The organism is Dyadobacter sp. LHD-138 (assembly GCF_030929615.1).
GTDB lineage: Bacteria > Bacteroidota > Bacteroidia > Cytophagales > Spirosomataceae > Dyadobacter.
The window spans coordinates 105,750-118,623 of record NZ_JAVFVU010000003.1; the positions used below are offsets into that span (position 1 = coordinate 105,750).

A 12,874-nucleotide genomic window follows, 5' to 3' on the forward strand; every position below is an offset into this window, starting at 1 on the left:
CTATAAATATTTAATTTCAGACAGATGCCTGGCTGAGTTCTTCTTTGATCCGCTGCGCTACGATCTTTTCTTGTCCAGGTTTCAGCATAAAAACGGTCAGCCTGATGTTATTTTTAGCTTCCCAGCCTATTATTTCAATAGACGGACTGCCTTTGCGGAGCTTGTCTCCCAATGTCTCCCCGGTCAGTCTGACCTTCTTTTCGTCCCAGGAAATACGCAGCGAAGGCGTATGATTGGCGATGGGCGGCAGAACCATTTCCGTTTTCACACCATCGAAATTTTTTACAGCATTATCGATCAGCGCAATTTTCTGTTCCCAAATTTTCCATTCTTTGGCGTGATCTTGTTGCACATATTTTTCCAAGGCAACGTACATTCCCAGAATTTCCTCCTTGTTCACCTTTTGGCCACGTCCTATCCCGCTGCGTGGAGGAGCGCTGAGCCGGGCTGCTGCGATCAGGTCTTTTTTGCCCATAAGAATCCCGGCGCTTTGTGGCCCGCGCATTGCCTTGCCACCGGAGATGCAGACCAGATCAAAGCCCATATCGTTGTATTTCCAGAGATTTTCCACGGGGGGCACGTCCGCCGCAATATCGATCATTGTCGGCAGCTTATGCTTTTTCGCAATGTCAAGCCACTCCTGATGCTGGATCTTTCCTTCGGGCGCTTCGCGGTTCAGAAACCAGAGCAGCGCGGTTTTCTCGTTGATCGCTTTTTCAACTTCTTCCCGCGTCTCCACAACGACGATACTGACGCCTGCATTTTTAAGCGCCAGATGGTAACCATTGGCATGGGCCTTTTGCACAATTACTTCCGATTTCATACCTGTTCCTTCCAGAAATGGTAACTGCGCGACTCTTTTATTGTCAAGCCCCGTGAGTACACCCGCCATGCCCAATACCAGCGCAGACCAGCAGCCTGCAGTTACTATTGCAGCTTCCGAATGACAGATAGCAGCAATCTTTTCGCCGACCTTATCCTGGACTTCATCGAGCATGACATACTCACCCGCTCCTGAATTGATAGCATCCAGCACCTCCTGAGGCATCAACGAGGCTGTCATGGTCGTATAATTTCCGGCAGCATTGATAAATGTGCGAAGTCCCAGCTCTTTAAAAAGGTCCCGCTTTGGAGGAGAAACCACGGTCTCTGCAGCAAAAACCCGACCTAATGCCGCGCCTGCCACCGGCAGCACGGATAATCCTTTCAACAAATTCCGACGGCGCATATGTTTTTGGGTTTTAAGATTCTACTGTTTTTTGAACTTATCAGGAATAATAAACTCATATCCTTTCGGGGGCCAGGGGCCAATACTCTGGCCAGTAGGCCGTGGACTCGAAGGCAATATGGGTTCAATGCCAGCGACGGAATATTTCACATTCAAAAAGGGTGCTTTTCGCTCCTTGCCACCATCGACAACAGATCTTATACCCATGTCAATCATCCCACTCGTGAGCAGCGTCCTTTCCACGGCTCCTTGCGGTTTACCTGATAACAAAAACTTCTGAATGTTGAGAGTAAGGTAACTGAAATGCGAATAGGCCATACCATTGTCCAGTACAAACTCGGTTGCCACGATTTTCCCACCCGTCCTGGCAGCGTAGGCCCAACCCGTATTCACAAGCTCATCGAGCATCAGTATAGCACCCTTCAGACCGTCGTTGTATCTGATAATAACCGCTTTCGGATCTTTAACAATTTCACGCATATTACCGGCCGCCCTGATCTTGATAGCATTGCAGGCAGCATCTACGAGGTCTTTTGATATTTTTCCGTCATCAATAGCTTTCCAGACTTCATTACCCGTTACTCCCTGCACACTTGTCACCCCGGTTTCTCCTCCTGCCCTGCGTTCCACCATGCACTGAAGAATTTCCATGACATGAAATCCATAAGCATCCAGCGAGGCATAGCCAATAGCCACGGCTTCACTGATCTTCGTTCCCAGCGGATGTACCAGCATGGGATCACGCCAGCAATACGGAAGTGACGATCCGGCCATCATGGACACATGAAGTTCCTGCGCACGGTCGTACACCCATTTGCTGTCCAGCCACGAATAGGCCAGATGCTTGTCTGAAAAAAGCGGAACGGATCGGTTGGAGGCGTCAAAAACCCTGAATATCTGTTCAAGATAATTCATTCTCGGATACATTTTCACACCCAGACGGCTATTGGGATAATCGCCGTGCTCACCTATATAAATCACTGCATCCACCGCCAGCTTGTCGCCACCGAGCATCAGTGCTTCGGCAATGGTTGGATACAGGGTCGCATTATTCATTTTGGCAATTCTTACGCCGGTATCGTTCGCACCGATCTGGTCAATCCACATCGATACGATCTGCACTTCCGGGGCCACCATGCCGTCGTCCGTTGGGATACCTGCAAAAAGTTTCGTAATGATCACGTCTGCATGGGCGCTATTGCGATAGATATTCGCAATGACCGCAATGCGTTTCAATGCTGCGGGATTTTGTACAGCAATGTCAGTATCTGAGCCTGTCAGATTGGTAAAACCGTTTGGAAAAAGTCCTGACAACATTGAAAGACTGGCAGCCGCACCGGCTGATTTTTTGATGAATGTCCTTCGGGAATTATTCTCTTCTTTTGTCATGATAAAAGTTATCGGGTTAAATTACCAACCAATGGAATAGCCGTTTCTGCGTGGGTCTGCACCGCCCATAAACCAGCCGGTTTGATGGTCGGTTGTAATGCCCTGCGCACCGCCAACGGTCATTGACCAGTCGCCGAGACTGGTATCGAGCACGTAGCCCATATTTCTGAGCTCCTGAAGTGTCTTGTCCGGAATCCTGGTTTCAATGATCAGCTCCTTCGCCGGTACCGAACCCAGTTCATCCTTCCAGCGGAACCTCGGCGCGCTGATCGCATCCTGGATATTCATGCCAAAATCCACCACGTTCATGGCCACTTGAGGGACCGATTGCAGGATCCCGAAGCTACCGGGAGATCCTACCATCAGCTCCGGTTTTCCGTTTTTGTGAAACTGCATCATACCGCCGATACACCAGCCTACCGCCTTGCCCGGTTCTGCAGTGTTCGGCTGGCCCGGAGTTAGTGTCATCCAGTCCAGGGCACTGTTGAAAACCACACCCGTTTTTCCGGCTACGTAACCGGAACCAAAACCACCCCCGTGTGTCTGAATGATCACCACCGCATTTCCCCACCGGTCTACTGCCGACAGGCTGGTAGTCGCATATTTATATTGGTCCGGAACGACATTTTCAAAAGGCCCGGGCACTTTTTCCAACAGCGACTGCTTTTTCATGTTCGCTTTCCGATCCTTAATATTGGCTACAACTTTGGTTCTTTGAGAAGCTATGTAGCTATCCGACAGCAGCATGGTCACAGGCACTTTCACAAATTTCGGATCGCCAATGTACTTATCCGTATCAATCCGGCTGAGATAAATGGCCTCCATCAAATGGGCCAGATAGTCCACGCTATTATGTCCCATTTTCTGCAAGTCAAAACCTTCCATGATCTTCAATACCTGTAATTGCTGAATGCCCATGCCTGGAGGCGGGTTATTGTACACCGTATAATCCCGATACTTAATAGAAATTGGCTCTGCCCACTGCACTTTGTCTGGTACCGAGGCCAGGTCTTCGACACTGATAAATCCGCCGTCACGTTTGAATGCCGCGGCCATTTCCTGCGCGATCTCACCTTTATAAAAGACATCGATGCCCTCTTTTGCAATCCTCCGCATGGTCCTGGCCAGCGGTTTGTTCGTAAAAATGTCCCCTATTTTGTAAGTTGATTTGTCTGATTTCAAAAAAATTGCGGCTGATTCGGGATGCGGCGCAACCCGGTCGAGCGTTCCTTCCCACATGGCCTGATCAAACTCCGTAACAGGCACACCATTTTCAAGATAATCGATCGTACTTTCAAGAACTTCGGAAAGGGACATGGTGCCATAATCTTTCAGCGCCCGGTTCCAGCCCGCAAGATTTCCCGGCACGGCAGGCGTTCTCGGCCCGATGGTTTCCATTCCACCGTGCCCGGCCCCATCAGCCAGCTTTGCATCGGTTTTTATGGCTTTCGGATCGAAGTTCTTGGGTACCCAGCCTCCAAAAACAAGTGACCTCACTTTTTTGTCTTTAGCCGAATAAAAAAGCATGTAACCCACCCCCGCGGTGCCTGACATATAAGGTTCCACAGCATTAAGGGAAGCGGCCGTTGCAACTATTGCATCAATCGCATTGCCACCCTTAATCAGGATTTTCTGACCCGCGAGGCTGGCAAGTGGATTGGCCGAAGCCACCATACCCTGCTTTCCCATAGATGCCGGGCGGAGGTTATGCTTCGCGACCTGGGCCGTTGCATTGCTCATATTCCCAAGAAAATATGTACCTGTCAGGGCGAAAATCAAGATATTGTTAAGGACCGGAATAATTTTTATTTTCATCATCAGGCGCGCTATTCTTTCAGTTCCACAATCATTTCAATTTCTACCGGTATACCCATGGGCAGCGAACCCAGGCCGATCGCGGAACGGGCGTGTTTACCGTTTTCTCCAAAAACTGCAAACATTAGGTCCGAAAAACCGTTGATAACCTGCGAATGCCGGTCGAATGTAGGAACCGCATTGACCATACCAAGCACTTTAACCAATCGTTTAACTTTATTTAAATCCCCTATTTCGGCTTTCAGCGCAGCTAGAAGAGCAATTCCGGTAAGACGTGCAGCCTCCTGCGCCTGCTCAAAGTTGATCTCATCACCCACTTTCCCCTTCATATATTCTCCGTCTTCCTTAACCGGCCCGTGCCCGGAAAGGTAAACCAGATTACCCACCCGTACGGCGAGCAAGAAGTTAGCGGTCGGTTTTCCAGGTTTTTTCAATACGATCCCCATTTCTTTCAGACGAGCCTCAGGATCATAGCTCTTTACTTGTGCAGTCACAGATTGCGCAAACAAAAGCAGGATAAATAGCGGGTTAAGGAATAGTTTCTTCATTTTTATTAATTAGTCATTAAGAATGATGGTAAATGGGCGTCAGAAATTTTCGAAAGGGAAAAGCGGTTTTCTACGGTTTTTGTAGGTAAACATCGTCATATCGGCCTGGGTGACGCCAGGGGTATTAACCTGAATAATCGAAGGACAGACGGGTGCATAGGCTGCGATTGGCGCGATAACGCCTTTGGCAATGAGCACATCAAATGACCTCGGATCGAGGTTACAGGATGTAAGCTGACCGAGACTGAAAGGTGGTACCCGTAAGGACGTGAGCATGATGACACTCCCGTCGGGCCTGGCCACTACCGCAGTTTTTCCCATGTAGTAATTAACCTGTCCACCGTGCCTTGGATTATCTTCCCTGAAATGCCCATCGGACAAAGTCAGCAGGATAACCGAAAATGTTACCTCCTTCACACCGGCACCGGTTGTCCCTTTTAGGGATAAGTGAAACGAATCACCGGGACGGTAACCGGATGCCACTTCCGCAGCAGCGGGATCACAGATACACACAAAATATTTGAGTGTGCCGTTAGCTTCCAGGCCTTCGAGCAGGCAAATATTGTTGCCCGGGCTCCCTCCCCCAATATTGTCGCCCATATCCAGCAGCAAAACTGGCTTTTCTATTTCCGACGCCGTACATATCGCGGCGGGGATATCATTTTTAGTCCCTACAAAACTTTCGCGGTTATTGAGAATACAGGATTCAAGCTGCTTTCCGACATGTAACGCCAGCTCAGGGTCGTTGTCGGAAACTACAATGAACGATGTACCCATTTCGGCTACATCTGCATAAGGGAACCCTAGTAAAATACTAATAGACAGGATCCCCTCCGTTTTCGAGAGTTCATCGGCCAGGTTGTACAGGCTTTTGCATGGTTCATTGCTCGTAAACTGCTGTTCAATACTGATCGCCAGCGGCACCTGGATAAGCACTTGTTTTGGTTTTATTTTCCCTTCCAATATTTTGACCATGATTTCGGCCGCCGCCTTTCCCGTATAACGCTGGTCTATATGCGGGTTCTTTTTATAAGATACAAAGGCATCAACAGCACTGGCCATGCACTCGCTGACGTTGGCATGAAGATCCAGAGAGCCCACAACCGGCACATCTAGCCCTACCCGTTCCCTGATCACATTGATCCAATGTCCGTCCATATCTGGAAAATCCTCACTCACACCGGCCCCATGCGGGACAACAAGCACGCCGTCCACGGGCAATACGCCGTCCAGCAAATCCATCATTTCTTTTAGCAACGTGCGGTAGGTCTGGGCGGAAACCGTACCGCCCGGTGTGGCTTCCGAAAAAACGACGGGCACCAATTCCATCCCGGCCCGGTCGATCACCTCTATCATTCCTCCTACTTCATGATGAGCATCCTGATATTCCTTTCTGATGTTTTCTCCAGTCAGCGAATGCCCTCTTTTAAAATCAACCAGGGTTGTCTGGTTTTCAACGAAGGTGTTCGATTCGTGATAAATTCCCAGTAGCGCTATCCTTTTTGGCATCATAAATCCTTTTAATACTAATTCAATTAAGTCATTGGCATAAAATCATATCACTTCTTCATTTTCAATAACGCGCTTTGCTTCAAGTCCACTCCAGTAAGAACCCAGGACCGAGGCTGTGAGCCCCATGATCGGTCCGCAAATCGCCGACGCCAGACCGACGGTGGCAATTTTACCCATCACTTTTGCAATACCTGAAACGAGTCCGGCGTTTTGCATCCCGGTGGCAATCGCGATGGTCCGGGCGTCACGTTCGGTCAGCTGGAAGAGCCGTGCGGCAGCGTAACCAAACACATAGCCTAGGAGATTATGTATGAGCACAACCAGCAGCAGCATAAAACCAATGTTCAAAATGCTGTCACGCCCTGCCGCCATGATGATCGCGACGATCAACGCCACGCCGAACATGGATACGTAGGGCATGGCGCCGCGGAGCCATTGTGCACGACCGCTAAGCAGTTTATTAAATAAAAGTCCGGCCCCGATCGGTAGGAGTACAATCTTGATCATTCCCCACATCATACCAAGCACATCGATTTCGACAAAGCCGCCGGCAAAAAGTTTCATCAGCAAGGGTATAAGCAGTGGAGCCAGCAACGTGGTGACGGACGTAATCGTGATCGCAAGGGCAACATTGGCTTTGGCAAGATACGCAAACAGGCTTGCCGTCACCGAAGTGGGCGCACAACCCAACAGAATGATCCCCGCGGAAATTTCCGGAGAAAAATCATTGCATTTCGCAAGCAGGAAACCCAGTAATGGCATCACGATAAACTGTGCCAGCACACCCACAATCACCGATTTGGGCGATTTTGAAAGTTCAATAAAGTCTTTGAAACCCATCGAGGATCCGGTCCCGAACATGATCAGCTGGATTAGCGGAGTAATCAGCAGGGCGAGCTCGAAACCATTGAAACGGGTAAACAACACCGGGTAGTAAAGGGCAGTAGTGGAAACGCCCAAAATAAAAACGGTGAAGGCCAGCCCCTTCAGCAGGGGTATATCTCTAAAACCAATCGATAAGGCTATCAGAAAAGTGATAAAAAACGGACCTGCGGACGAGATACTTCCTTTAAAAATCATCCAGAGTGTTACCAGCATGGAGATCAGCGATACTGCGAGTACGGTCTTGTAAAATAGATTTCTATTCATTTTTTTAGCATTTTCCACTCACGGCCCGGATCTTCTACCTGAAACTTTTCAATATTTCCATTGTCCTGCAACGTGACGTAGACAGTGCAGCCATTTCTACCACCAAAGGCCAGGTTACTTGGCTGTTTGCCACCGACCTGAATTTCACGGAGAACTTTTCCGGCTGGCGAAACTTTTACGATGATCCCTTTTCCATGGCGGGTGATATAGAGGTTGCCTTTTATATCGCAGCGCATGCCGTCCATACCAAAATCCGGAAATTCGATCAGCAAGCGCTTGTTGCTGATGCCTCCGTCAGCAGCCAGATCATAGGCCCAGACTCTGCGCTGCACTGTTTCATTCACGTATAATGTCTTGTTATCCGGACTTACTTCAATGCCATTGGTGGTGCCCGCATTGGCTTCCAGCAGGGTTACCTTTCCGTCGGTATCGATGCGCCAAATGTTACCAGAGCCGTTGCCCCAATTGGGATCACTGGCATAAAGCCGGTTTTTGTCGTCTATTGCGATGTCGTTGGGCTGGTTCATTTTTGGCTCATGCGCATATACGCTGAGCTGCTTAGAAGCCATATTCACCTGCAATATGTTGTGGTTCTTATAATCTGCGATAAACATGCGTCCATCGCTGTGAAACCGAATTCCGTTGCCAATGCTACCTCCAGGCAACTCCACAAAAATGCTGCCTTTCCCTCCGGGCATAACCTGTCCGATCGTACCCTGTTTTTCAAAATTCACAGCATATAATACACCTTTCCGGTCAACGGCAGGCCCTTCGATACCTGATGTAAAACTGTGGGCGGCTGTAAAAACTGAAGACTCGTATAGGGGTCCGGCAGATGCCGGTTGTGCCTGGTTATAAGGAGCTATTTCCACGAACAAAAGGGTTAAAGATAAAAACCGGATTATTGAATTCCCTGAAATGTTGATTTTCATTGTATACGTTACTTGAAGATGAGTGTGCCGAAAAATTGCGGCAGATGAAAGTTGGGTTTAGGATTGTTTACATAAGACCAGGTGATCCAGTGCGGATTGGTGCTCTGGCTGGCGGTTTTGTAAAAATTGGCCTTCCATTTAACGCCAGGTGCGGGCGCAGTTACGTTCGAGAATTTTTTAAGCATGGACAAAGGGATACGATACTCGATGGTCCAGGTAACAGGTTCGGAAATTTCAGGGTCAATTTTTGCCGGCAACGAGTGGGCAATCTCGATCTGCCTGATGTCTGCCGCTTCCAGTTTCTGAAATCCTGTCCATGGCTTGGTGACATAAAAAATAAGAGGTGTGCCACCTGCGTTCACTTCGAGATTGAAATACCTTTCTGGCAGGGCTGAGTCCGGGGAAAAGAAAAATTCTACACAGGCATCGCCGGAAACATTGCCGTTATACTCCTGCACCAGGCTCCGGACATACCTGTCTTTGACGCGGAAAATAACGAACACATTTTCATCATCATACATCATCTTCGCTTCCACAGCCGGCTTGAAGGCTGGAATTGCGCCCATGTATTTTTCAATTGTGACAGACCGCACCTTTTTCCAGCTTGCCTTGTCCCAGTCTGCGTCGATTTTCAGGGGTTGTTTTGCCCGCAATATCTCATAAGTCAGGGAAGCTTCGGGCTGTTTATTTTCTTGTGCAAACGCGGCGCCGCCGGTGAATTGGAGTAAAACATATAGAATCAGGTATTTCAGAAGGGTCATATTAAAAATATATTATATCTCCAATTGCACTTAACAACTATCACTTCTACCGAATATTCACTCAAAAACAAATATTGTTTTGTTTATTATTTTTTAACAAAAATATATTTCACACGTACCAATTACTCATACTATCATTCAGAATTCTGATACTATCATAGTAAATCATATGTAACCGACCGAATAATTTTAAAACTATACCTCAAACCCGTGTAGCCTTTCTTTGTTTTTTTAGTAGGGACGTGCGGTGGCAGCTTCAATGTTTCAGAAACATCGAAGCTATACCATGAAAAGCGATGGCTTAGAAAAAGGACAGTTTTCCGGTATCAAAAGGACCGTTTAACATTAAATCCAAAAATACTGACCATGATTTTTTTTGTAGGAAGTCCTGATTTTATGAGAATGATTTGAACTACACCATCGTTTTAGCCAAGAGGCCCAATTGCTTCAATTTATCGTGTAAATGGTCAGACCAGGGCAGGCGGTTGTTTAGCGTCGCATTACCTGGCGGCCTGGATCATCGCACGATTGGAAGGCATCGACGCTGCCAAAGATGCGCTGCACTATGTTGCGCCGGTCGGAGAAAAAGAAGAATACATTGAACGCGGCTTACGTAACATTATGCCTTACTTAACAGACCCAGTTGCTTTGGTTTGAGGTATCGTATGCGCATCAGATCGTTGAAACCTGCCCCCGAATTTTGGAGGCAGGTTTTTTTTATTTGACAAGGACATCATGTTCGCTGTTAAGAACCTATCTCGTTTTCGCAAGCATCAGCCGCCCATAAGTACACCGCGCACTTGCGAAGTCTTACATTAACGCTTTCCCATAAACGGATCCGTTACGCTTTCCCTTCCCGTTTCAACATGCCCGGCATAGCGTCTGATCGTTACGGATTGGTCGATTTGTATACTAATATCATACCAGTTATGACTTTTATCAAGTTTCACAAGTCCGGATGACTGGCCTCCTGCCGATACTTTCAGTTTTAATGGTTGTGCTCCGTAAACATTGTCGATGATGGAAACCGAGGCCATCTTAGCGCCATTGTTGTGTATCCTGAATTCCAGGTCGCCTTTCAGTTTACCCACCTTGTCCTGGGTGTACGCACAGATTACCGTGGTATTCAAATCCCGGCCATCGCCAGCGAATTCGCGAAAAAATCCATTCGGACCATAAATTCTCAGATGATATTTTCCGCCTTCGAAATCGGATAGATTCCAGGTTTGCGTTAAAGTGTCCCCAGCTTTGACAGCATAATTCCAGACCCTGAGCTCCTCACCCTGATAAGGATTTATGGCATATATGATAAATGGTGCACCGACAGCTTTTTTACCAAAAGCCTTATTTCCTGCATGCAGCGATATTTCAAACGTCGTTTTGTCTTTGGATAGGTTGCCTCCAACATACAGCTCGTATGGAATTGCGCAGGACGGCCGGGTGCCTGGCTCCTGTCTGGGCAGAAACGCACTGATTGCTGCATTCTTATTAACCTCCGCAATTTCCTTCTCTGACAACGATTTAAAATTTGCAGGCGCATCACGGAATTGTGCTTTATGGATCGTTGTCACAATTTCGTCGCGATTAACAGGCTGCGGCTTCTTGTAAACAGAAGGATCGTATGGTTGAAAAACAGAACTGATGTTGCCACATATCGTCCTTCTCCACTCGGAAATATTGGTTTCCTTTATTTTTTTACCTGATTTATGACTCGTAAATTCTTCCAGGAACTGAATAATGGAAGTATGGTCAAACACCTGTGAGCAAACTTTTCCCCCGCGCGACCAAGGCGAAGCGACGACCAGCGGAACCCGGAAACCGAGCCCAATAGCACCTTCCCGCGCATTGCCTTTTGGTACCTGGGACATATCCTGTTCCAGCGTTACGTACTCGGCTTTGATATCAATACCTTCCGAGACTTTTCCAGAATCGGATTTGAACGGATTGGGAATGGAAAATGGTGGAACGTGGTCGTAGTAACCGTCATTTTCATCATAACACAATATGAAAATCGTCTTCTTCCAGACCTCGGGATTTTGGGTAAGAATATCGAGCGTTTCTGATACGTACCAGGCTCCATACCAGGGTGCAGACGGGTGATCAGAAAAGTTTTGCGGAGCGGCAAGGTAGGAAACCGTCGGCAGCTTACCTTCCTTGACATCCTTCCGGAACTGGTAAAAAATGTCAGATTTCGGAACTTGCACTTTCCTTTTCTCTCCATTCTCCTCGTACGTAATGGTACTAAGTTTAAGGTAATCCGGATCTTCCCGATTGGACACAAATGCGCGCTTATGCAGGTCGCGCTCGGCCACTGAGAATTTTTTGAGATTTTCGTCACTATATCGAGCCAGATCTTCCTCGTATTTCTCCAGCAATGCTGCCTGGTTGTCATAGCTTTTTGAAAGCTTCACTTTTTCCTCTGCTGAGGCGGCCGCCAGCTTTTCCTTCAAACCAGATAATTCACCTTTGAGCTTTTCTACTTCCAGTTTAGCATACCGAATGTAATCCTCAGACGATTTAACGTGGTATTGGGCATACCTTTCCAGCGGATTGCACCCAAAGTTACTCAACCAGGAACCAAGTCCCGGATGAAACTGCATGATGGCGCCAACTTCATTCTGATAAAATTTCCATGAAACGTCCGCCTCTTGCAGCCGCTCCGGAAATGTCTTCCATTTGACCGGCTTATTGATAGAAAAATAACTGTTCCGCACCACCGCCAGCGAGTCAATATCCGGATTTTCACGGATCGTGCCAGACCACAAGAAATAACGGTTCGGATGCGTGGGGGGCATCGACGAACAAAAATTCTGGTCACAGACCGTGAAGGCGTCTGCGAATGCATAGTAAAATGGCAGGTCTTCGCGGTCATAATAACCAAGGGTGAGCGGCATATCCGCATATTCCTTATGGCCGGATCTTTTCGAGGACAGCCATTTGTCGTATTTACCTCCATTGTAAGCATCCACCTGCGATTCCCTCGAATGCGGCAGATCGTGCATCCAGGTAGCTTTGGTATTCTTCATATCGAGCCGGAAAGGTGCGTAAGTATCTCCTTTCTTGTCCGTCTGCAGCCATACCTTATTCTTATTGGGCAAAGAAATCGCACGCGGATCATTGAAACCCCGCACCCCCTGCAGCTTACCATAAGTGTGATCGAAGGAACGGTTTTCCTGCATCAAAATAACGACATGTTCGGCATCGAGGTATGTCGTGCCCGGATCAGGATGAATGGCCATGGCGCGCTGCACCGATTCGGGTAAAAAACCCATCATTCCTGCGCCGCTGGTTAACAGGGCCGCCTTTTTCAAAAACTCTCTTCTTGAATCCATGCAAATGGTTTGGTTTATTTACTACCTAAGAAAGCAAATTGAACACTTGCGCTACTCGGTGTACAGTGATGTCATAACACAATCATAACAGTATCCTCTTTCAGATGTCGGCAGCTAGGCACTTTCTTTCGGTGAGCACGTAAATCTAATGCTTTGCCATTTTTAAGTTCTGATGCGTAATTCCGCTTCCTTATCGCTATTTGAACAT

9 protein-coding genes are annotated in these 12,874 nt (G+C 47.8%); all 9 read right to left on the minus strand.

Annotated elements, in window-relative coordinates; genetic code table 11:
• Window positions 1-16: 16 nt before the first annotated feature.
• The 9 genes from RB622_RS02010 to RB622_RS02050 all read right to left on the minus strand — a co-directional run bounded on the left by RB622_RS02010 (window position 17) and on the right by RB622_RS02050 (window position 12,666).
• Window positions 17-1,228 carry an aminotransferase class V-fold PLP-dependent enzyme gene (locus RB622_RS02010; protein WP_308044817.1) on the minus strand — a complete coding sequence of 404 codons (1,212 nt, stop codon included), beginning with the start codon at window positions 1,226-1,228 and terminating at the stop codon, window positions 17-19.
• Window positions 1,229-1,249: 21 nt separating this feature from the next.
• Window positions 1,250-2,617: a hypothetical protein gene (locus RB622_RS02015; RefSeq protein ID WP_308044818.1), complete on the minus strand. Its 1,368-nt coding sequence runs from the start codon at window positions 2,615-2,617 to the stop codon at window positions 1,250-1,252.
• Between the two features lie 21 nt (window positions 2,618-2,638).
• Window positions 2,639-4,435, minus strand: coding sequence for a gamma-glutamyltransferase (ggt, locus tag RB622_RS02020; protein ID WP_308044819.1), 1,797 nt, complete (start codon window positions 4,433-4,435; stop codon window positions 2,639-2,641).
• An 8-nt stretch (window positions 4,436-4,443) separates the two neighbouring features.
• Window positions 4,444-4,980, minus strand: coding sequence for a RidA family protein (locus RB622_RS02025; protein WP_308044820.1), 537 nt, complete (start codon window positions 4,978-4,980; stop codon window positions 4,444-4,446).
• 39 nt (window positions 4,981-5,019) lie between these two features.
• Window positions 5,020-6,492, minus strand: coding sequence for a M81 family metallopeptidase (locus RB622_RS02030; RefSeq protein ID WP_308044821.1), 1,473 nt, complete (start codon window positions 6,490-6,492; stop codon window positions 5,020-5,022).
• Window positions 6,493-6,534: 42 nt separating this feature from the next.
• Window positions 6,535-7,641 (minus strand): bile acid:sodium symporter family protein, encoded by a 1,107-nt coding sequence (locus RB622_RS02035; protein WP_308044822.1) that lies wholly within the window; start codon window positions 7,639-7,641, stop codon window positions 6,535-6,537.
• Window positions 7,638-8,513: an SMP-30/gluconolactonase/LRE family protein gene (locus RB622_RS02040; RefSeq protein ID WP_308044823.1), complete on the minus strand. Its 876-nt coding sequence runs from the start codon at window positions 8,511-8,513 to the stop codon at window positions 7,638-7,640. The genes RB622_RS02035 and RB622_RS02040 overlap by 4 nt, the downstream gene beginning before the upstream one ends.
• 68 nt (window positions 8,514-8,581) lie before the next feature.
• Window positions 8,582-9,334 (minus strand): carbohydrate-binding family 9-like protein, encoded by a 753-nt coding sequence (locus tag RB622_RS02045; protein WP_308044824.1) that lies wholly within the window; start codon window positions 9,332-9,334, stop codon window positions 8,582-8,584.
• A gap of 815 nt (window positions 9,335-10,149) precedes the next feature.
• Window positions 10,150-12,666 carry a phosphocholine-specific phospholipase C gene (locus tag RB622_RS02050; protein WP_308044825.1) on the minus strand — a complete coding sequence of 839 codons (2,517 nt, stop codon included), beginning with the start codon at window positions 12,664-12,666 and terminating at the stop codon, window positions 10,150-10,152.
• Window positions 12,667-12,874: the final 208 nt, after the last annotated feature.